The 20,192-nt window shown below is 66.1% G+C and carries 23 protein-coding genes, 1 tRNA gene and 2 pseudogenes; 14 read left to right on the forward strand and 12 right to left on the reverse strand.

All coding sequences use genetic code 11. The annotated features are described in order from the left end of the window. A pseudogene (locus tag A5709_RS07575) lies at positions 1 to 344 on the reverse strand (PucR family transcriptional regulator); the annotation flags it as partial. On the opposite strand from A5709_RS07575, the pseudogene A5709_RS29215 reads away from it, so the two are divergent. From A5709_RS29215 to A5709_RS07615, 8 genes and pseudogenes are all read left to right on the forward strand, one after another. Continuing rightward, a pseudogene (locus tag A5709_RS29215) lies at positions 321 to 689 on the forward strand (helix-turn-helix domain-containing protein); the annotation flags it as partial. The pseudogenes A5709_RS07575 and A5709_RS29215 sit on opposite strands and share 24 nt — an antisense overlap. A 132-nt stretch (positions 690 to 821) precedes the next feature. Beyond that, on the forward strand, positions 822 to 1,451 hold the full coding sequence (locus A5709_RS07585; RefSeq protein WP_068012227.1) for a hypothetical protein: 630 nt from the start codon (positions 822 to 824) through the stop codon (positions 1,449 to 1,451). A 271-nt stretch (positions 1,452 to 1,722) separates the two neighbouring features. Next, positions 1,723 to 2,286: a GreA/GreB family elongation factor gene (locus A5709_RS07590; protein WP_082953563.1), complete on the forward strand. Its 564-nt coding sequence runs from the start codon at positions 1,723 to 1,725 to the stop codon at positions 2,284 to 2,286. Then, positions 2,279 to 2,794 (forward strand): GreA/GreB family elongation factor, encoded by a 516-nt coding sequence (locus A5709_RS07595; RefSeq protein ID WP_068012228.1) that lies wholly within the window; start codon positions 2,279 to 2,281, stop codon positions 2,792 to 2,794. The genes A5709_RS07590 and A5709_RS07595 overlap by 8 nt, the downstream gene beginning before the upstream one ends. Positions 2,795 to 3,131: 337 nt before the next feature. Further along, positions 3,132 to 3,845, forward strand: a complete 714-nt coding sequence (locus tag A5709_RS07600; protein WP_197501098.1) for an alpha/beta fold hydrolase — start codon at positions 3,132 to 3,134, stop codon at positions 3,843 to 3,845. Between the two features lie 133 nt (positions 3,846 to 3,978). Next, on the forward strand, positions 3,979 to 5,535 hold the full coding sequence (locus A5709_RS07605) for a succinic semialdehyde dehydrogenase (protein ID WP_067948494.1): 1,557 nt from the start codon (positions 3,979 to 3,981) through the stop codon (positions 5,533 to 5,535). A gap of 129 nt (positions 5,536 to 5,664) precedes the next feature. Beyond that, complete coding sequence (locus A5709_RS07610; RefSeq protein WP_067948496.1) at positions 5,665 to 6,243, forward strand: cyclic nucleotide-binding domain-containing protein; 579 nt, start codon at positions 5,665 to 5,667, stop codon at positions 6,241 to 6,243. Between the two features lie 126 nt (positions 6,244 to 6,369). Then, positions 6,370 to 6,804, forward strand: coding sequence for a DUF4383 domain-containing protein (locus A5709_RS07615; RefSeq protein WP_067948498.1), 435 nt, complete (start codon positions 6,370 to 6,372; stop codon positions 6,802 to 6,804). Between the two features lie 15 nt (positions 6,805 to 6,819). Here the strand turns inward: A5709_RS07615 and A5709_RS07620 are convergent, their stop codons facing one another. The 4 genes from A5709_RS07620 to A5709_RS07635 all read right to left on the reverse strand — a co-directional run bounded on the left by A5709_RS07620 (position 6,820) and on the right by A5709_RS07635 (position 9,415). After that, complete coding sequence (locus A5709_RS07620; RefSeq protein WP_067948500.1) at positions 6,820 to 7,647, reverse strand: isocitrate lyase/phosphoenolpyruvate mutase family protein; 828 nt, start codon at positions 7,645 to 7,647, stop codon at positions 6,820 to 6,822. A gap of 107 nt (positions 7,648 to 7,754) precedes the next feature. Then, on the reverse strand, positions 7,755 to 8,528 hold the full coding sequence (locus A5709_RS07625; protein WP_068119171.1) for a cutinase family protein: 774 nt from the start codon (positions 8,526 to 8,528) through the stop codon (positions 7,755 to 7,757). 82 nt (positions 8,529 to 8,610) lie between these two features. Continuing rightward, a complete protein-coding gene (locus A5709_RS07630; protein ID WP_068119174.1) occupies positions 8,611 to 9,096 on the reverse strand; it encodes a pyridoxamine 5'-phosphate oxidase family protein in 486 nt (161 codons plus the stop codon). A 31-nt stretch (positions 9,097 to 9,127) separates the two neighbouring features. Further along, positions 9,128 to 9,415, reverse strand: a complete 288-nt coding sequence (locus A5709_RS07635; protein ID WP_068012260.1) for a hypothetical protein — start codon at positions 9,413 to 9,415, stop codon at positions 9,128 to 9,130. 134 nt (positions 9,416 to 9,549) lie between these two features. Between A5709_RS07635 and A5709_RS29090 the strand changes: the two genes are divergently transcribed. From A5709_RS29090 to A5709_RS28380, 3 genes are all read left to right on the forward strand, one after another. Next, a complete protein-coding gene (locus A5709_RS29090; protein WP_255396012.1) occupies positions 9,550 to 9,681 on the forward strand; it encodes a hypothetical protein in 132 nt (43 codons plus the stop codon). Positions 9,682 to 9,766: 85 nt separating this feature from the next. Next, positions 9,767 to 10,441 carry a DUF2510 domain-containing protein gene (locus tag A5709_RS07640; RefSeq protein WP_068119177.1) on the forward strand — a complete coding sequence of 225 codons (675 nt, stop codon included), beginning with the start codon at positions 9,767 to 9,769 and terminating at the stop codon, positions 10,439 to 10,441. Positions 10,442 to 10,464: 23 nt separating this feature from the next. Then, on the forward strand, positions 10,465 to 10,623 hold the full coding sequence (locus A5709_RS28380; RefSeq protein WP_197520098.1) for a hypothetical protein: 159 nt from the start codon (positions 10,465 to 10,467) through the stop codon (positions 10,621 to 10,623). 15 nt (positions 10,624 to 10,638) lie between these two features. Here the strand turns inward: A5709_RS28380 and A5709_RS07645 are convergent, their stop codons facing one another. Continuing rightward, the gene (locus tag A5709_RS07645) at positions 10,639 to 11,541 is read right to left on the reverse strand and encodes an alpha/beta fold hydrolase (protein ID WP_068119199.1); all 903 of its coding nucleotides are present in this window, start codon (positions 11,539 to 11,541) and stop codon (positions 10,639 to 10,641) included. 220 nt (positions 11,542 to 11,761) lie between these two features. Here A5709_RS07645 and A5709_RS07650 point away from each other — a divergent pair, with 220 nt between their 5' ends. The 3 genes from A5709_RS07650 (at position 11,762) to A5709_RS27280 (ending at position 15,380) form a co-directional block, all read left to right on the forward strand. After that, on the forward strand, positions 11,762 to 12,580 hold the full coding sequence (locus A5709_RS07650; RefSeq protein WP_068119180.1) for a hypothetical protein: 819 nt from the start codon (positions 11,762 to 11,764) through the stop codon (positions 12,578 to 12,580). Positions 12,581 to 12,829: 249 nt separating this feature from the next. Then, on the forward strand, positions 12,830 to 14,812 hold the full coding sequence (locus A5709_RS07655) for an alpha/beta hydrolase (protein WP_068119183.1): 1,983 nt from the start codon (positions 12,830 to 12,832) through the stop codon (positions 14,810 to 14,812). Beyond that, positions 14,778 to 15,380, forward strand: a complete 603-nt coding sequence (locus tag A5709_RS27280; RefSeq protein ID WP_231972165.1) for a hypothetical protein — start codon at positions 14,778 to 14,780, stop codon at positions 15,378 to 15,380. Before A5709_RS07655 ends, A5709_RS27280 begins: the two co-directional genes overlap by 35 nt. 124 nt (positions 15,381 to 15,504) lie before the next feature. Here A5709_RS27280 and A5709_RS07660 read toward each other — a convergent pair. The 6 genes from A5709_RS07660 to cmk all read right to left on the reverse strand — a co-directional run. Continuing rightward, positions 15,505 to 15,578: transfer RNA gene (locus A5709_RS07660), tRNA-Pro, on the reverse strand. 60 nt (positions 15,579 to 15,638) lie between these two features. Further along, a complete protein-coding gene (locus A5709_RS07665; RefSeq protein WP_068119187.1) occupies positions 15,639 to 16,382 on the reverse strand; it encodes an IclR family transcriptional regulator in 744 nt (247 codons plus the stop codon). Continuing rightward, on the reverse strand, positions 16,379 to 17,209 hold the full coding sequence (locus A5709_RS07670) for a cyclase family protein (RefSeq protein WP_068119189.1): 831 nt from the start codon (positions 17,207 to 17,209) through the stop codon (positions 16,379 to 16,381). Before A5709_RS07670 ends, A5709_RS07665 begins: the two co-directional genes overlap by 4 nt. An 11-nt stretch (positions 17,210 to 17,220) precedes the next feature. Then, positions 17,221 to 18,009 carry an SDR family NAD(P)-dependent oxidoreductase gene (locus A5709_RS07675; protein ID WP_156767992.1) on the reverse strand — a complete coding sequence of 263 codons (789 nt, stop codon included), beginning with the start codon at positions 18,007 to 18,009 and terminating at the stop codon, positions 17,221 to 17,223. Positions 18,010 to 18,210: 201 nt separating this feature from the next. Beyond that, entirely contained in the window at positions 18,211 to 19,611 is a 1,401-nt protein-coding gene (der, locus tag A5709_RS07680) for a ribosome biogenesis GTPase Der (protein ID WP_068119194.1), read from the reverse strand. Beyond that, a partial coding sequence (gene cmk, locus A5709_RS07685; RefSeq protein ID WP_197520099.1) for a (d)CMP kinase occupies positions 19,608 to 20,192 on the reverse strand: 585 nt, incomplete at its 5' end. The genes cmk and der, both read right to left, overlap by 4 nt.

Raw genomic sequence — 20,192 nt, forward strand, 5'->3', positions numbered from 1 at the left:
ATGTCATCCCACGATTCGTCGTAGGCGGGGGCCGCGGATCCGGGTGACGACTCGTGCAGCGCCAGGCATTCGTCGGCCTCCTGACGCGCGGCGGCCAGATCGGTCACCGTGGCCGGCCCGCTGACGCCGGCCAACAAGGCCACCCCTTCGGGCAGGGCCGCTTCGAGACCGGTGACCCAGCGGCGCGCCACCGCGGCCTGCTCTCCGGGCAGCACGGTGTAGATGGTGTTGCCTGCCAAGGCGCTGCGACCGGGCCGTGACCAGCCGAACCCGGCGGTGGCGCGCTCGAACGCCAGCAGTAGGGCGGTGTCGCGCTTGGCGCCGACGAATGCCTGGCGCTGCACGAGTCGTCACCCGGATCCGCGGCCCCCGCCTACGACGAATCGTGGGATGACATCCTGCTGCAGCGGTTACGGACCGCGGCGCGAGCCGGCCGGTCTCCGACCCGTGGACCCGTGGCCGAGCTGGGCCGACACGACCGCGCTCACGGAACCGACTACTTCGCCACCCTGCGGGCGTGGCTCGAGGCGCTGGGCGACCCGGCCGAAGCCGGCGAGCGTCTGGGAGTACACGAAAACACGGTGCGTTACCGGCTGCGCAAGATGGCCGAAATCACCAATCTCCCGTTGGATGACGCCAAGAAGCGGCTGGCCATGATGATCGAACTCGCGGCCACCGATATCGATTGAGCGAACGCTGTCGTAATCCGACAACGAGCGGCGACGCCATTGTCGGACTTCGGCAAGCCGTGCGGCATCCACCCGCGCCACCATCGAGGTGAGAAACCCACGGCCTTTCCCGATCCGTCGATAGGACATCCGATGACTAGCCCGCGTCACGATGATCGACCGCCGTGCCAGCCCGGGCCCGGCGACCACGCCGCGCTGGAGACCTTCACCGTGCCCTTTCCGCGAAGGCTGTTCTCTCGGCTGTTCGGCTGCAACCCGCTGCTGCGGGCAAGCGACCGGGTGGAGGCGCTGCTTCTGGTGCTGGCCGTCGCGGTGTCTCTGTTCACCGTGCCGATCGCCGCTGCCATCGGCACCGCGGTCCATGACTCTCGCAGCCGCCTCTACGCGGAGCAGGTCCAGACGCGCCGCACGGTGACCGCGACTGTCGTCGGGGACAGCCGCTCCCCGCGAAAATTCGACAGCCGGACAGTCCAGATGCCTGCCCGCTGGGATTTTGCCGGGGCCGAGCGCACTGGAGACATCGCCGCACCCCCCGCGGCCAAAGTCGGTGACGACGTGGAGATCTGGGTCGACGGTCAGGGCTCGCCGGTGACCCGACCGGATTTGTCGCCCCGGGACCAGGCGGTCACGATCGCCGTCGCGATCTGGTGTGCCGTAAGCCTCACGGCGGCCGCTTCGTTCGCCGGCGCCCAGCACGCCCTCGACCGAGCGCGCTACGCCGGATGGCAGCGCGACTTCGACCGTGTCATCGGGCAACGGTGAGCTGATGGCGGCACCACCGATCGGGCACCCGGTCCCGCAGCGAGCGCCCGCAAGGAACCTGCGCTGTCGGCTCGGAACAATGACGAACACCGGCGTTGTCCAATTCGGGCAAACGCCTCAGCGCCCACCCGGACCACCATGGAATTACCCACCGCGACCCGCGCGATGGCTCCGACGCACGTTGCCCCTCACGGGCTCCGGGTCGTCAGGGGCGGCTGCCACACGCCGGCCCGCCTCTGACGACATCCCTACGCAGTAAAGGAATTACGCGATGAGCAGTTGCACGCCCGCCGTTCTGACGCCGCAGCACTACCGCCGACTGCAGGACGAACTCGCCGCGCTGCGCTCCCAGCGCAGCGTCGAAGTCCCCGACGACACAATGGATTACGGCGGGATCCGCGGGGCGCGCCCCGCGGCACGACGACAACGCATCCGCGAGATCGAGGACCTGCTGGCGACGGCCGCGGTGCGTGGCAACCCCGCAGTCGGACGGATCGCGGGCCCGGGCATGGTGGTGACGATCCGCTACGACGCCAGCGGTGAAACGGAAACGTTGCTGCTCGGCCGGCGCGGCGCCGAAGACGCCGACGTCACGGTGTACTCCATGGCATCGCCGCTGGGCCGGTGCATCGCCGGTGCTCGTCCCGGTGAGCAACGCATCTACGCGATTCCGCATGACAAGGGCCAGCTCGTGACTCTGCTCAAGGCCACTCCGTACCGGGATGCATCGGAAGCCGCACGCGCGCAACGGATGCAGCCGCCCAACGCGGCTAAGCGGCCGCTTGATCGGCAGCCATTGACCGCCATCGAGAGAAGGGGAAACGAACATGACTAGCGTGCAACCCGCGTGGCTAACGCCGGAGGCCTATGCGCGGCTCCAGCAAGAGCTGGCCACCCTGCGGGAGTCGTTTGACGGCAACGCGTTTGGCGATGCCGCCGATGAGAGCGCCGCGGCCGTCCAGCGCGCGCGGCGGCTGAGGATCCAACGGATCCATGACCTGCTGGTCAACGCCGTCGTCGGAGAGGATCCACCCGACGACGGAATCGCCGAACCGGGCATGGTCTTGACCGTCCGCTACGACGACACCGGTGACATCGAGACGTTCCTGCTGGGCGCGCGTGGTGCCGAGTACGGCGATGTGGAGGTGTACTCGGTCAATTCCCCGCTGGGTGCGGCCATCATGGGGGCACGTCCCGGTGAGCGGCGCAAGTATGTGCTACCCCATGGTGTCGGGCTCACCGTCACGCTCGTGGACGCGGTGCCATACGGTACCCACCTCGCCGGTATGAACTGTCGGCCGGCCGGGAAGCCTGCAGTGTCTAGCGCTTTGGGCCCGAGATGATTGTGCTGCCATGCTATTCGAGCTGATCGACCCGGTGGCGACGATATTCCTTCTCGTGGCAGTGCTCTTTCTGACGATGGCGGTCGCTTATGGGCGCTCGTGAGCGCCCCGCCCCCTGTTCGCGAAAGGTCCGTGAGGATTTTCGGTGTGCCCGTGGGATGCTCGATCGAAGAGTGCGGCTACCGGGCTGGACAACAGCGCGTGCGATGGAGGCACCTCGGCGATGAGCGTTTCAGGTCAGATGCAGCGCTTTGCGTGCGAGCACGGAAAACAGGTCGTCGTCGGAAGCGTCCCGTGGCGCTACTACAGACTCGGCACGGGACCGACTGTCCTGTGGTTGACGGGTGGATTGCGTCGGGCCGCCGTCGCGTCGACGTTTCTCGAAAGGCTTGCCACTCGGCATGCCGTCATCGCCCCCGATTACCCACCTGTCCTGACTATCGCGGAGTTCATGGCCGCGTTCGACGAAGTGTTGCGTACGGAATCCACCGACAGCGTCATGCTGGTGGGTCAGTCGTACGGCGGGATGCTGGCACAGGCGTATCTCGCGCACCGCCCACACGCCGTTCAGCGCCTCGTTCTGTCGAGCTCCGGACCCGCGGACTTCGCTCGGCCGTGGGTTGTTGCGGAGGAACTGTTCATCCTGCTCGCGCGCGTGCTGCCGGAAGCGATGCTCAAGAACCTGGTGTCCGTCGGGCTGGCTCGATTGGCTCACCAACTCCCGCAACCCACACGGACCGAAATGACGGAGGTCATTCGCACCGTCGTGCATGACGAGTTGCGCCGGTCCGACGTGGTCTCGCACTTCAGCGTCGCCGCGGACGTCATCCGCAGACGCATCGTTAGCCCCGCCGCGTTCGAGGGGTGGCGAGGCGACGTCGTGGTATTGAGCGCCAAGAACGATCCGACCCAAAGCCCGCGGGATATAACGCGGTATGAGCGGTTGTTCGGGCGCCGCCCCGAGGTCATGAGCCTCGGCGAACTTGGGCACGTCGCGGCCCTGGTCGATCCCGACCGCTACGCGGACGAGCTCGAGCACGCGCTCAGGTAAGTGTTGTGGCGCAACTGATTCCGAGCCGGAGGACGTCGAACCGAAATGACGCCACGCCGACCGAGGCAACCGCAAGCAATCCAGACGGATAGGCTGGTGGCCTGGACGCTGTGCTCATAGGGGAGGTAACGACATGCCCGCACCGTCAGCCGAGGTCTTCGACCGCCTGCGTCAGCTCGCCGCGATCAAAGACGCCGCCGCACGCCAGACCAAGACGATCGACGAGGTCTTCACCGGCAAACCGCTGACCACGATTCCCATCGGCACGGCCGAAGACGTCGAAGCGGCATTCGCCGAGGCACGGGCGGCTCAGGCCGACTGGGCGAGCCGCCCGGTCTCCGAGCGCATCGACGTCATCAGCCGCTATCGCGACCTGGTCGTCGACAACCGCGAGTTCCTGATGGATCTCTTGCAAGCCGAGGCCGGAAAGGCCCGCTGGGCGGCGCAGGAGGAGATCGTCGATCTCATGGCGAACGCGAACTACTACGTGCGCGTCGCCGCCGACCTCCTCAAGCCGCGCAAGGTGCAGGCGCTGCTGCCGGCTGTCGGCAAGACCACCGTGGTCTACCAGCCCAAGGGTGTCGTCGGGGTGATCTCGCCGTGGAATTACCCCATGACGCTCACGGCGTCCGACTCGGTGCCGGCGTTGCTGGCGGGTAACGCGGTGGTGCTCAAGCCGGACAGCCAGACCCCGTATTGCGCGCTGGCGTGTGCCGAGCTCTTGTACGAGGCCGGCCTGCCGCGAGCCCTCTACGCGATCGTGCCAGGGCCGGGCTCGGTGGTGGGCACCGCAATCATCGACAACTGTGACTACTTGATGTTCACCGGCTCGACCGCCACCGGCAGGCAGCTCGCCGAACACGCGGGCCGTCGGCTGATCGGCTTCTCGGCCGAACTCGGGGGCAAGAACGCGATGATCGTCACCCGTGGCGCCAACCTCGACAAGGCCGCCAAGGCGGCCACCCGCGCGTGCTTCTCGAACGCCGGCCAGTTGTGCATCTCCATCGAGCGGATTTACGTCGAGAAGGACATCGCCGACGACTTCGTCGGCAAGTTCGGCGCGGCGGTGCGGAACATGAAGCTGGGGACCGCGTACGACTTCTCGGTCGACATGGGCAGCTTGATCTCCGCGGATCAGCTGGACACGGTGACCGACCACGTAGACGACGCGAAAGCCAAGGGCGCCAAGGTGATTGCGGGCGGCAAGGCGCGGCCCGACATCGGGCCGCTGTTCTACGAGCCCACGGTGCTGGCCGACGTCACGCCGGAGATGGAGTGTGCGGCCAACGAGACGTTCGGGCCGGTCGTGTCGATCTACCCCGTCGCCGACGTGGATGAAGCCGTCGAGAAGGCCAACGCCACCGAGTACGGGCTCAACGCCAGCGTGTGGGCCGGCTCGTCGACGGAAGGCGAGCAGATCGCCGCCCGGTTGCGGTCGGGGACGGTGAACGTGAACGAGGGTTACGCGTTCGCATGGGGCAGCCTCAGCGCCCCGATGGGCGGGATGGGCCAGTCCGGTGTCGGTCGCCGGCACGGACCCGAGGGTCTGTTGAAGTACACCGAATCGCAGACGATCGCGACCGCGCGCGTGTTCAATCTCGATCCGCCGCTTGGCATTCCGGGGACGCTGTGGCAGAAGTCGCTAGTTCCCGTTGTGCGCGCGGTGATGAGGCTCCCCGGGCGCAACTGACTACAGCCGCTCGCCGCATCCACGTATGGTCGGGCCGGCTGTAGATTACGTCGCAATCTTCTGCCATCGGTATGGCAAATCCGCGTTACGCTCCTCGATATAGCGTCACATCGCACGTCAGGAGCCGCCATGAAGGCCGACGAGAAGCAATATGAGGAAGACGCTCGCCGGTTACGCCAGTACGGCACCTTCGATAAGTTCTCCGATGCTGACCTGCAGCGGCTCGCCCGAGCGGCTCATCGCACTTCGACGTCGGCCCCATTGCCGCTGATTCATGAGCAGACGCCGTCGGACTCCTGCTACATCCTGCTCAGCGGGGAGGTCGGCGTCTATGTCGGCCGGGACCGCGTCGCCGTCCTGGGTCCGGGCGAGGTGATCGGCGAATCGGCGCTCCACCGTGGGAAGCTGCGTTCCGCGACCGTTACGACGATCGGGCCGGCCGAGGTCTTGCGCATCGAACGCGCTGATCTCGCCAGAATGCTCGACGAGATGCCGGCACTCCGCGAAATCATCGACGCATCCATCGCGCGGCACGTGCCGGTCGAGCTGCCGCCGAAGCCAAAACCACCGCGCATGAAGTTGGGCGCCTCAGTCCGCACCGAATTGGTCGAGCGATTTGAGCAAACCGCCAACAGCGCCGGTGTGGACGTCGCGGCCGCGGTTGAGGACGCACTTACTCAGTGGATCGAGCGCAACAGCACGGCGTAGCCAATCTCGTTCCACGCCTTTGCGTTCCGCAAGACTCGGTGGCAGGTCGCTGCCCCGCTTCCATTGACCACCTTCTACTACGGGGCGTAGTATCCGGGTATAGGGCCGCGCACAAGGGGGTGCAACGTGAGGTGGAGTTTCGCCCAGATCGGGCTGCTGATCATCTGCGCTTTTCACGTCATTCAGGCCGTGATCGGCCTCGTCGTCAATCCCAGCTTCGCGACCGGTCCTACCGCGCCGACCGTTCAGCTGCTCGGGATGGACTACAACGGCTGGCACGCCGTCGCCGGTCTCGCGCTGTTTACTCCCGGTCTGGTGTTCGCGCTGCGCAAGTCCTGGGCCGTGCTATATCTGTTGCTCGCCGCGATAGCCGGTGCGCTGCCCGGCATTTGGGCGTTCTTCTCACATCAGGTGGCCTACGTCTTCACCTTCCCAAACAACGTCACCGACGCGGTGGTGCACCTGCTGACCGCTGGGGTGATGGTCGCCGTGGCGGCCGTCCAGGTCCGACTGGATGGTGGACTGAAGAACTCGCTCGTCGATCTCCGGAAAGCCCGGTAGCTCGCCGCCGCGACCCTATTCGCTGAACAGCGTATTCAGCTCGTCGAAGCTCGCGGCTCCGGTGAGTCCCTCGAAGGAGCCGTCCTCGATCAGCTTCCGCGCGGCGGCCAGGAACGCACCCCACGCGACCCGACTGAAAGCCGAGCCGACGCTGATCCGTCGCACCCCTAACTGCGCGAGGTCCGTCACCGTCAGCCCCGTGTCGGAAGACATCAGAACGTTGACCGGATATGGCGCCACGGCGTCGACGAGAGTGGCGATGTCCTCTCGGGTGCGGATCCCCGGCGCGAAGAGCACCTCGGCTCCCGCCTCACCGTAAGCCTGCAACCGCCGGATGGCCTCGGCGAGCGGATCGGGGTGGCCGTAAAGGAAGCATTCCGCGCGGCCGGTCAGCATGACGTCGGCTCCCGAATCGTCGATCGCGGAACGCGCAGCGCGGACGCGGTCGGTGGCCTCGGCCAGCTCGAAGAGCGGCGCGCCGGCGTTGCCGGTGCCGTCTTCTACGGAGAGGCCGGCCACGCCGGTGGCCACGCAGCGCGCCACATTGTGCGCCAGCTCGTCCGGACTTCGGGCATAGCCGGCCTGGAAATCGGCATTGACGGGCACGCTGACCGCGGCCACTATTTCGGCGATGTTGTTCAGTGCCTCGTCGACGGAGAGCGCGGTCACCGTGTCGGGCAGACCGCGCGCGAAGCAGAGTCCGGCGCTCGTGGTGGCCAGTGCAGGGAAGCCCAGCTTTGCAAGCGCGATTGCCGAACCGGCGTCCCACGGATTCGGGATGAGAAAACACCCCTGTTGATGGAGTCGGCGAAAACGGGCTCCAATGTCGCCGCGGGATTCCACAACCCGATTATGCTCGCGCCCATGTGAAGTCGCCACACCGCCGCCCGATCGACTCCAGAATCGAAATCACTTGTGCGCGTTGGCATTCACACAAGGCCGGGCTGGGATCAACCCGGAGCGGCGGGGAACCCGACGGCGGTCGTCGGTGCGCCAGGAGCGCCAGCCGCCGGACCGCCGGGACCGCCGGGACCGCCGCCAAGACGACTGGCCGCAAACGCCGCGCCCTGGTCGATCATCGCCGTGTTGGTCGAGTACGTGTCGTGTGCGGCGAAATTCATTCCGTCGGAGCAGATCGGGTCACCCTCGGCGCATACCTGGACGGTCTTGGCCTGATAGAGCGGACCGATGACGACCGGCGGCTCGCCCAAAAAGTTCATCGCCTTCTCGCTTGGCAGTGCGAAGAGCACGACCGACGAGACATGGTTGGCCACCTCGGGGTCCAACGGTTTGGGCACGGAGGCCGGATCGATCCCAGCCGGCACGGCCGCCGAGGTGACGAACCCCATCACGGCAGCGCCCTGGGAATAGCCGGCGAGCACCATTTTGGTGTTGGGGCAGTCGTGCGCCGTCGAAACGACATGCGCGCCCGCGTCCCTGATGCCCGCCTCGCCCGCGTTCGTCCAGTCGTGGGTGGCGGGATAGTTGACCGGATAGACGTCGAGCGACTTTGCGCCAACGCGCGGCCGCAGCGAGTCGACGAATGCCTGTCCGGTCGCGCCGAGTCCCGGCGGGTCATCGGTGCCGCGCGCGAACAGCACCTGCACGTCCGGGCATGGATCGGCAGCAGCGAACGGAATGGCAGAACCGAGGACCGGAGCGCTGACGCCCGCCGCCGCGAGGACGGCGGAAACAAGCAAATGGGGTAGGTGACGTGCGGTCATGTGCGGTGCACCCCCCAACAGATGCGGTATCTAAACCACGATCTTTCATGCGGTGCCCCGCGTGGTCAAGGTGTATTGCTGGCTAGCCCTCGTTGACGAGGTCCGCGAGGAACGCGGGTAACCGCCCGGCGCCAAAGTCATAGAACCGCGCCCATAGCGGTTCGACCGATATGCGCACCATCTGCTTATACGTCGACCGCACGTTGCGTTCGAACTCGGCGAGTTGCGGGCCGTCCATGGAGCTCCTCGCCGCCGCGAGATACTCCTCGGTGACGCCGTCGACGGTTTGCAGTGTGGCGAGCCCGCGTACCAGGAGGGCTTTCGCCTCTTCCGGGGTGGAGCCCGAATCGATCGTCAGTGCCACCTGCGGACGTGCCGAAAGCGCGGGCGCTTTCGGCGAGGTCGGTGCGGTGGAGACGACGATGCGTTCGCCGGTCCAGTGAAACCCGACCGGGATGACGCGCGGGAAGCCATCGTGCCCGTTGTAGGCGAGCCTGGCCATGGAGCCGGAGAGCAGCTTCTGGGCCCCGGGGAGGCCAAGCTCCCGGGCCAACTCCTGGGTGTTCATCACACTCGTAGTCCTACACCGGACCGCGGGCTCACAGCTGGCCGAGGCGCTCGCTCACCCGGGCCAGTGCCTCGTCGAAGATCTGCACCTTCTCGCCGCGCTTCTCGTTCGCGGGCTGGGCGGAGCCCCGGGCCCCTTCGGCCTCCACCCGAGCCGCACCCCGGCGCCGCAACAAGCTGAAGTTCTTGTCGCGCGCCTGTCTGAGCCGGCTCTGCAAATCCTTGAGCGACTTCTCGTCCATGCGCATGAGGGCCTCGGGATGGCTCTCGCCGATCAACGAGCTTTCCTGCTGGGTCAGGTTCACCTGGTGGCTGCTCACCCCTAGATTCATAGCCCGCTCCGGGCGTACCGGCGCGTCGAATGTCCGCGACCACGCCGAGTCGTCACGCCGGGGCCATCTCGAGTTCACATCGCCGGAGGCGTGGGTAGTCCTTAGCGACGAAGGAGGTTGCGATGGGCAGGCATTCGAAGGACGAGGACGAGCCAAAGGGGGGCCGACCCGGTCCCGCGGATCAGGGCGGCGAAGGTGGAATGGCGACGCGTGAGAACGCGCCGGAACTCACCGAACCGGACCGCGAGGACTGAGGGGCGAGCGCACCAAACGGGGCCCGTTTCGAGCGGCCCCCGCGGCGGGTAGCCGAGAGGTCTCATTCACGACGAAAATGGATAGATGCCATTCGAACAGGCGCCGCCGCCGCCCCAATCGGCGCCGGGCTGGTACCCCGACCCGGCGGGGGTTGGTCACGGGCTACAACGGTATTTCGACGGCACCAGCTGGACCAGCGAGTGGGCGTTCGCCGCAGAACCGCCGAAGAAAGAGACTCCCGGGAAGGCGGCCCTGGCCCTCGCGGCTTTGGGCTTCCTCGTCCTGCTCATCATCGTCGGGAAGACCTGGGTTTTCGACCAGAAGAAGGACGCCCCATCGACCCCGACCAGTTCGGCCACAGCGGGACCGCCGACCGAGGCTGCGCCGACTACACCGCCCGGCCCCAAGAAGCCGGACGGAGTCACCTTCACCACCGCACCCGGCCCGAACGGCGACGTGGTCAACGCCCGATTCGCCATTCGTGACAATTACACCGAACAGATGATCAAAGACGGTGCGCGGACGGACACCATCGACATCCTCAGATATGCGAGAGCGACGTATCCCGACGCTTCCGCGGTGAACGTGCAAGGCACCTTCCCGATGACCGACCCGTACGGCAACACCGCGACTCACGTCGCCATCGACCTCACGTATTCACGAGAGACCTTGAACAAGATCAACTTCGATGGCATCACCAAAGCCAGCATCTGGGAGATCCGCGATTCCGGCACTATTCTTCCGGCTTTTCAGCCGTAGACCCGCGGGCGGATAATCGCGTCGTGCCCACCGAACCCCCGCGCCCGTCCCGGGCCGTGCCGAAGCCGCCTCGGGTGCGTACCACGCCCGAGGATCTGGAGAGGTTCGGCGACGAGGAGCAGATGCGCTCGGCGTCGGACGAAGCCCGGCTCCGCGACGAGCGACCGCCGCATCACGATTAGCCGCCGGCGAGGCGTTCAACCTGACGAGACGCGGTCGATGTGGGCGAGGAAGTGCGTCAACACCGCCTCGGGTGCCTCCAGTTGCGGCCAGTGCCCGATGTCGTCGGCGAGCATCACGACATTGGGTTCGGGAATGACCTCGGCATAGCGGCGCGCCATGTGCGCGCCGGAGTTGGGGTCGATGGGCCCGTCGATCAATCGCATGGGAACCGCGGTCTGCCGCATCGCGCGCACCCACCGGTTTCGGTGTGCGTAGCGATCGTTGATGAACCGGCCGACTTTGTGCAGCACCCGCCGGCCATCGTTGTAGTCCAAGATCTGGTTGAACACGTCCATCATGTGCCGGGTCGGCTTGGTGTTCGGGCCGAACATCTCGCGCAGCGTGGGCTCCAGCAGCCGACGGGACACCGGACTGCCCTGCACTTGACTGAAGACGTCGCCCAACGGCGTGCCAGACATCAGCTTCTGCGCCATTCTGGGCTTGTATGCCTCGACAAACATTCCGCCGTTGAGCCAGGTGATGGAGTCGATGCGCAGCGCGCCATAGGCTTGCTGATCGAATTCGTGACGGGCCAGCATCTCCTGGCACACGGAATCACCTATGTCGTGGGCCAGGATGTGCGCGTTGCTGATGTTCAGGTGGGACAGCAGGGCTTCGTGCATGTCGGCGTGGTCGCCCACCGAGTACTCGTAGGCCACCGGTTTGTCGGAGAACCCCATGCCGATCATGTCGGGGGCGATGACGGTGAACCGTTGCGTCAGCGTGGGCCAGATCCGCGCCCAGTCAAAGGAATTGAACGGATAACCGTGGATCAGCAGCAGCGGCGGTCCGCTGCCCTCGATGCGGTAGAAGATGTCGAAGCCGAGGTAGTCGAAGTACTCGCCGGCCGCCAGCCAGCGTTGCAGTTCAGCGTCCATGACAGTCATCATCCTGCGCCGGTGAGCGCGTCGCACGACAACCTTTTCGGTTATCGCCAGGGGGTGGCCCGCGATGCGTCCGAACAGCTTGCGGGACAGGGCGCCTCAGCGCAGCGGTTCGTCCCGGCGTATTGGCGGCCGGAGCCGAGGCTATTCTCCGCCGGGCGAGGCGCCATAGGATAGCCAGCATGCGTCGCCGTGTTCCGAGCCCGACTTTGTGATGGCAATTACCAATACCGAGCTCAGCTTCCTCCTGGAGGCGTCGCGCCGCGGCCTGCTTCCTCAGCAAGGCCGCATCCTTGAATTCGGCGAGGCCGAGACCATGATCGATGTGGCGCAGGCGATCCCGATCCTTCTCGAAGAAGGGCCACGGCGCGACGCGTTGCTCGCCGAGCCGGCGCCCGACGGTATGCCGCAGATCTATGCCGACGCCAAACGCATCTACCGAGCCCTGTTCGACTTCCGCAGCTACAACGCCATCGATCTGCTCCCGCCCAACGACTACCGTCTGCAGCAGGATCTCAACCTGCCCTTCGACCTTGGGACACGGTTCGACGTCTGCATCAACAACGGCACGAGCGAGCACGTCTTCAATCAGGCCAATTGCTACAAGGCGATTCATGATCACACCGCCCCAGGCGGCGTGATGATCCACTGGACACCATGCCTGGGATGGATCGACCACGGCTTCTACAACATCCAGCCAGGGTTCTTCCACGACCTGGCCACCGCGAACGGCTATGAGATCCTGCTAGCCGTCCTGTCGAGCGAGACCATGATGATGCCGATAATCCCCGGCCAAATCACCGCCGAGTTCGTCGGCGCCAATCCGGGCATCCGGGACAGCCTCGCCTGCGCCGTCCTGCGCAAGACCACGGATGAACCTTTCCGTTTTCCCTTGCAGGGGGTCTATTCCTTTCTCAAGGAACTGACGGACCGGGTAGAAGCGAAACGTATGGCGCATGTGATGGCGCCCAGCTCCGGCGAGGGAGGACAGCAACCGCGACGGCCCGACGATCCTACTGCCATCGGGTCCTAGACATAGGCTTCGCGTATGCGCGACCTTGGGGTATCGATGGTGAGCTTCGGCTAGTAGCACGCGCGTGGTTCGTAGCCCGGGAATTGAATTGCCATACCCCGAGTACCCAGCTGATCGATCAATTACTAGACGAGCGGTCATGGTGGCAACTGGACGGGTGCGACCTCGCTCGACCGAGCCCTTTTAAGCAAGAGCCCTAGTAATGTCCAGCGATGTGGGTGACCGAGACGCCAAGTATCGGACGACTCGATGCAGCTGAAGTATCTCACCATCGCCGAGCTGGTTGCGGGGGCCGGCGGTGATCCGTGGGAGGTCAACCGGACTCTGCAGGCTGGTAGCCCGGCCCAGATTGAGCGTCTGGCCGAAGCCTTCCACGGCGCTGGACGCTCTACCGCCGAGGCCGAGCATGCATTCGCTCAGGCCCAGCAACGCTTCAACGCTGCCTGGAACCACCAAGACGGCAGCCCAAGCCCAATCAACCGCTCCGATGAAGTGCAGCGCACGATCAAATCGCTCGGCGCGCAGTCTGAGCAGTTGCCGAAGATCGGCGCTGACTTGGAAAATATCGCCGCCGCGTTGGCCGAGGCGCAAAAGGGCGGTGCCGCCGAAATCGCCGCGTTGGAACGTCAGTTACAGCTGCTCGACAAGATCATCGGCGCGGCGACCCAGGACCTCCAAGATCCCGCGCTCGACGCGAAGTCCAGGAGTGAACTCCAATCGTTGATCAATGACGCCAAAGCCGACGCCGTCGATGACACCCGGAATGCTCTCCATCAGCTCAACTCCATACGTAACGGCTACTCGACGACGTTGCAGAAGTCACTGGGCAATTTGCATGCCGAAGGCTTTGACCCCAAGCCTCTCGCACCGGTGGACGCGCAGGGCGAACCCGAACAAATCCAAATCCCCCCGCCGACCACCAACCCCGAAGACGTCAAGAAGTGGTGGAACTCGCTTAGCCAAGAGCAAAGAGACCAGCTGATCGCGCAACACCCGAAAGAACTCGGCAACCTCAACGGAATCGACGCTATCCCCCGCGATGCGGTCAACCAGGCGGTCATGAACGATGACATCAACCGGGTCGAGGCCGCCGCCCGGCAGCACGGTCTGTCACCGGACAACCTTACCCGGGACGCACGCGGCAACCTCGACAACGACCTCTTCACCAATCCCGGTAAATATGGGCTCACAGCCACCGACGTAACTCGGTACCGCAACGCCGTGAAAACCCGCGACGGTCTCGAATACGACCGGGCACACAACACCGACGGCTCAAGACCGGTGATGCTGTGGGCCTACGACCCCGAAGCCTTCAACGGCTGGGGCAAGGCAGCAATTGCCATCGGCAATCCCGACTACGCCCGCAACACCGCCGTCATCGTGCCCGGTACCGGCAGCAGTGTGTATCAGGGATGGATGTCTGGCCACGATGACGCCATCAACCTCTACGACCAGTCCCTGGCAGCCGATCCCAGCCATCACTACACCTCCGTGATCGCCTGGATGGGGTACGAAGCACCGCACGGCTTCGGCGATATCCAAGGCGTCAGCACACCCGGCCTCGCCAGGTCAGGCGGGGACCTGCTCGCCGCCGATGTCAACGGCCTCTGGGTCACCCACAACAGCCTGACGCCCGAGCACATCACCGTAATCGGACATTCCTACGGCTCAACCACAGTCGCAGACGCCTTCGCTCACAGCAGCATGCACGCCAACGACGCGGTACTACTCGGTTGCCCCGGAACCGATCTGGCCCACAGCGCCGCCGACTTCCATCTCGACGGAGGACATGTCTACGTCGGAGCAGCGTCCACCGACCCGGTCAGTTGGATCGGTGAAGGCAGCGGCATGCCAGAACAGTGGCTCAAACAAAAGCTCAACGATCACGGCATACCCATACCGTTAGATGCCGGTCTGGGCCGAGACCCGGCGGGCGAGGGCTACGGCTCGATCCGCTTTCATGCCGAAGTCATGGGCTCTCAAGACATCAACCGCCACGACCATTCCCACTACTACGACATGGGCAGCGAGTCGCTGCGCAGCCTCACCGATATCGCAAGCGGCCACTCCGGCCAGCTACAACAGGATGGGTTAATTGCCGATGGTCGACGCCAGCCCCACATCGGGCCATTCCGGATACCGGGTATACCGGCCTACATCGATCCAGAACACGACCGTCCGCGCACCACGATCCAAAATGACCACCAATACCTCGGCTACCGACCGCGATGACGACCGCGACGCGCCCTGGTGGGGACTACGGGTCTTGTTGCAGGCATTGGCGCTACTCGCATTGGGAGGGTGTTCTTTCGTGAATCCACATCGCCAGGACATTGACCATCCAGCCAACCCGCTGTCCGATCAACAGACACGTGACCAAGTCATCGAGCCCGCCAAGCAAATTGCCCAATACGCTCAACTACAAGATCCCGCAGGACGTTTCGACTACTCGTCCTGCAATGACCAAGGCGATCCGCCCTACAGAGGCGTCGTATCAATGAGTTTCACCCTGCCAAACGGCCAGACTGACGGCCCACCATCCACCGCCGACCCGAATACATTCTTTCAGCGAATCGCTGCGACGATGGTGGCCCACGGATGGAACGACGGCCCCCCACCCGATTGGCATTCATACGGTCGTGTTCTGAATAAGGATGGGGTCGTCGCGGTCATGACGCAGGACCCCGCCAGTGGCAGAGGGAAGCTCCAGCTATACGGAGAATGCCGCAACATGACGAATCATCGACTAGACGGCCCGGACGCTGGCTTCAGAATCGATGATCAACTTAGGAGCGGATAACTCCGCTGACGGTTGGCCACCCCTGTCGCCATACGCGCATTCTATTCGCTCGTTGGCGTCACTTTTGGCGTCAAACCGTCCAGGACAAGCTATTCATCCAGGCTAAAACAAGCTCTGATCTGCGTCGGGCTGACAGGATTTGAACCTGCGACCACTTGACCCCCAGTCAAGTGCGCTACCAAACTGCGCCACAGCCCGGATGCCGCCCGCATCGGCGGCAGCAGGTCGAAAGCCTACCGCAGACGACCCGCCACTCCGCTAATCGACCTTCCCCAACCGGGCGGCGACCTCGTCGACCCAGTTCAGCAAGGCCCGGGCGAGTTCGGCCTCCCTGCCATAGAACCGCTGCGCCGGCACGGGCACGCTGACCGCGACCGCGTGCCCGGTCACGCCCTTGAGCGCCGCGCCGACAGCGCAGACGCCCTCGGTCTGCTCCTCGCGGTCGTAGGCGACGCCCTCGGCGCGAACGCGCTCGAGCTCCTTGCGCAGCGCCGCCGGGCTGGTGATGGTGTTCGGGGTGAGCGGCGCCAGCCGGCTCGGCAACTGCTCGGGCGGCAGGCCGGCCAGCAGGGCCTTGCCGTTGGCGCAGCAGTGCAAGGGAAACGACTCGCCCACGGCGCTGATCGCGCGCAACCGGTGCGGCGAGACCACCTGGTCGACGAACGTCGCGCGGTCCCCGTCCAGGATCGATAGGTCGACGGTCTCCCCCAGCTCCCGTGACAACTCCTCCATGAACGGGTGCACGTCCATCACGACGCCGAGGCGCACGGTGGTGGCCATGCGCGCGATCTCCGGCCCCAGCCGGTACCCGGCGCGGCCCCCGCGTGTGGCGACCAGGCCTTCGTCCTCCAGCGCGTTGAGGATCCGGCTGACCGTGGAGCGCGCCATCCCGAGCCGGTCGCCGATCTCGGCCTGGCTGAGCCCGCCCGGGTGCGCCTGCAGCAGCCGCAGCATCTCGGCCGCGCGGGCGATGACCTGAATGCCGGCGCCGTCGGAACTCACGCCGCCTCCCCCGTCTCGATCCGGTAGCTGCCGGTGGGGTCGACGATCGCCACCAGCCGCACGATGCAGCCGTCGCCGCCCACCCAGCGCCACGGAAACGCCGCGAAGGTGACGCGCTTGCCCGTGACCTTGTCCAGGTCGCCGCCGACGTTCTCAAAGCCGTAGATCCCCTGAGACAGGATCGCGCGGTGGCATGGCTCCCACTCGGGAAAATCGTCGAGCACCCGGCGACGGGTCTGCTCCTCGTATTCCTTTACCGCCCAAGGCAATAGACCGCCGGTGTGTTCGGCGGGGCCGTGCGGGCCGATCGAGGTGGCGAGCGGATGATCCAGCGCCTGGGTGTCGGTGCCGACGGCCTTGACGCCCTTGGCCGCGAACCATTCGCCGGCGTCCTTATAGAAGCCGGGCGAGTAGGCGTAGTACTCGGCGCTGTCGGCGTACTTGTGATGCCAACCGGTGTTGACGATGACGATGTCGCCGGGCCGGATCTCCGGCGTGGCGTTCTCCAGGTCCTCCGCGGTGACCACGCCCCACTTCCCCTTGGGAATCGACACCACGACGCCGGTGCCGAAGAAGGCGCTCAGCGGGATCTCGTGCAGGAATGGCGTGCCCTCCACGACGTGTGCGGGCGCGTCGATGTGCGTGCCGGAATGCATTACGGTGGTGACCTTTTGGGTCAGCACCCGGCTCCTGGCCATGTTGTGCAGGCGCTCGATCTTGACGTCCTCGAAGTACGGCCAGGCCGGTGCCCCGTGTCCCCACGGGTGCGACAGGTCGTAGAACTCCAGCTTCGACTCGGCCTCGCCGAGCGGCCAGTTCATGCTCATCGCGGTTCCTTTCAGCAGGCCGTGTATCCGCCGTCCAGGTACATCACCTGGCCGGTGTAGAAGCTCGACGCGTCGCTGAGCAAGTAGATCAGCGCGCCGACGAAGTCTTCGGGTTCGGCGAAGCGGCGCAACGGGATTCGGGCGAACATCGCTTCGCGCGTGGCGCGGCCCTTCTCGTCGTCGGCATACATCCATTCCGTGAGCTCCGAACGGAAAACCGTTGGGGCGAGCGCGTTCACCCGAATGCCCGCGGCGCCCCACTCGGCCGCCAGGCTTTTGGCAAGCAGGTCGGTGGCGCCCTTGGACGGGCAGTAGGCGCTGTAGCCGGCGGGGTGGCCGAGGGAGCCCCGCACCGACGAGACGAGCACGACGCTGCCGCCCGTTCCCTGTTCGAGCAGCGCGCGTCCGGCCGCCTGGCAGATCAGCCAGGCGCCCCGCGCGTTGGCATCCATCACCTTGTCGAAATCCTCGACGGCCATCTCGGTGATGGGCGCGACGTGGTTCATGCCCAAGGCCACCAGGACGCCATCGAGCCGGCCGTGCCGGGCGAGCGCCGCCTCCACCATGGCGCGGGCGTCGGCCGGGGTGTCGGGGCGGCGGGCAACCACCGCGGCATTGTCGATATCGAGGTTGTCCAGTTTTGCGGCGTTGCCGCCGGTCAGCGTCAGCCGGGCCCCGGCGCCGGCCAGTGCCCGGGCCGCGACGCTGCCCAACGCGCCGGTGGCCCCGGTGACCAGGATCGACTTGCCTTCGACGCTGAAGCGCGCGGCGGTGGGCGCTTCCTGTTCGACGTTCACGATTCCTCCGAATCCCGCATTGCGGGTCTACTAACCCGCTATACAAGAAAAATACGGACCGGCCGAAGGCAAAGTCAACGCAATATTCCTGTGATGTAGCTTTCACACCCCGTATCGTGGGACAGCGATGGAATTGATATCGCCGGTGTTATCGAATTCGGGAATCCCCGATTGGTCCGGGAAGGCCGCCCAAAGAGCCAGAGCTCAGCGCCGCTTGGCTCCCCGCTTTTCGCGCACCCGCACGTTGATCCGGATCGGGCTGCCCTCGAAGCCGAATGCCTCGCGCAGCCGCCGCTCCAGGAAGCGCCGGTAGCCGGCCTCCAGGAACCCCGTGGTGAAGAGCACGAACGTCGGGGGGCGGGCGGTGGCCTGGGTGGCGAACAGGATGCGCGGCTGCTTGCCCCCGCGCACGGGCGGCGGCGTGGCCGCCACCACCTCCTTGAGCCACGCATTCAACGGGCCCGTCGGGATGCGCATATCCCACGATGCCAACGCGGTCTCCATCGCGGGCACCAGCTTCTGCACCGCGCGGCCCGTCCTGGCGGAGATGTTGACCCGCTGCGCCCAGCGCAGCTGCACCAGCTCGCGGTCGATCTCGCGCTCCAGCAGCTCGCGCCGGTCCTCGTCCACCAGATCCCACTTGTTGAAGGCCAACACCAGGGCGCGGCCGGCCTCGATCACCATGGAGAGCACCCGCTGGTCCTGCTCGGTCAGCGGCTGCGAAGCGTCGATCAGCACCACCACCACCTCGGCCGAGTCGATCGCCGAGTGGGTGCGCACCGAGGCGTAGAACTCGTGCCCGCTGGCCTGGCCGACCTTGCGCCGCAGGCCCGCGGTGTCGACGAACCGCCACACCTTGCCGCCCAGTTCGATCAGCGAGTCCACCGGGTCCACGGTCGTCCCGGCGACGTCGTGCACCACCGAGCGCTCGTCCCCGGCCAGCTTGTTCAGCAGCGAGCTCTTCCCCACGTTGGGTTTGCCGACCAGCGCGACGCGTCGAGGGCCACCCGGTGCGGGCGCCGCCTCCGACACCTCCGGCAGCGCGGCCAGCACCTGGTCGAGCAGGTCGGCGACGCCGCGGCCGTGGATCGCGCTGACGGCGTGCGGCTCGCCGAGGCCCAGCGACCACAACGCCGCCGCGTCCGCCTCGCCCTTCTCGCTGTCAACCTTGTTGGCCGCCAAGAAGACTGGCTTGCCCGAACGCAGCAGGATGCGGGCGGCGGCCTCGTCGGCCGCGGTGGCCCCGACCGTGGCGTCGACCACCAGGATCACCGCATCGGCGGTCCGCATGGCCACCGACGCCTGTTCGGCCACCAACTGCTGCAGACCCTTGGCATCGGGCTCCCATCCGCCGGTGTCCTGCACGACGAACCGGCGGCCCGTCCAGAGCGCGTCGTAGGACACCCGGTCGCGGGTCACCCCGGGAATGTCCTGCACCACCGCCTCGCGCCGGCCCAGGATCCGGTTGACCAGTGTCGACTTGCCGACGTTGGGCCGGCCTACCACCGCCACCACGGGCGCGGGACCGGCCTCGGCCAGCTCTTCGAGCCCGGATTCGACCGATTCCCAATCGCTTTCGTCGGTCCAGGTGCCGTCGGACGTCACCGTACGGCCCCGCTTCGCTGCTGGACCAGCTCCAGCAGGTGGTCGATCACCTGCGCCTCGGTCATCTCGCTGGTGTCGACGACCACCGCGTCGGGCGCGGCGCGCAGCGGCGACACCGCCCGGGTGGAATCTAGATGATCACGCCGACGGACGTCGGCCAGCACCGCGTCGTAGTCGCCGGCCAGCCCGGCCGCGACGTTCTGATCGTTGCGGCGCCGCGCGCGGGTTTCGGCGGACGCGGTCAGAAAGATCTTCACGGGCGCGTCGGGCAGGACGACGGTTCCGATGTCGCGTCCCTCGACGACGACGCTTCCATTCCGCCCGGCCATTTCGCGTTGCAGCCCGACGAGGCGGGCGCGCACGGCCGGAACCGACGACACCGCCGACACCGCGCGGGTCACCTCGTCACCGCGGATCTCGACCGAAACATCCTCTCCGGCAAGGAAGTAGCGATCGCCGTCCACCGACAGCTGTGCCGTCGACCCGATCCGCCCGACGGCTTCGGCGTCCGCCGGATCGATGCCCGCGCGCAGCACCGCCAGTGTCACCATGCGGTACATCGCCCCGGTGTCCAGGTAGCG

The sequence above is a fragment of the Mycobacterium sp. E1386 genome (assembly GCF_001672745.1).
Taxonomy (GTDB): domain Bacteria; phylum Actinomycetota; class Actinomycetes; order Mycobacteriales; family Mycobacteriaceae; genus Mycobacterium.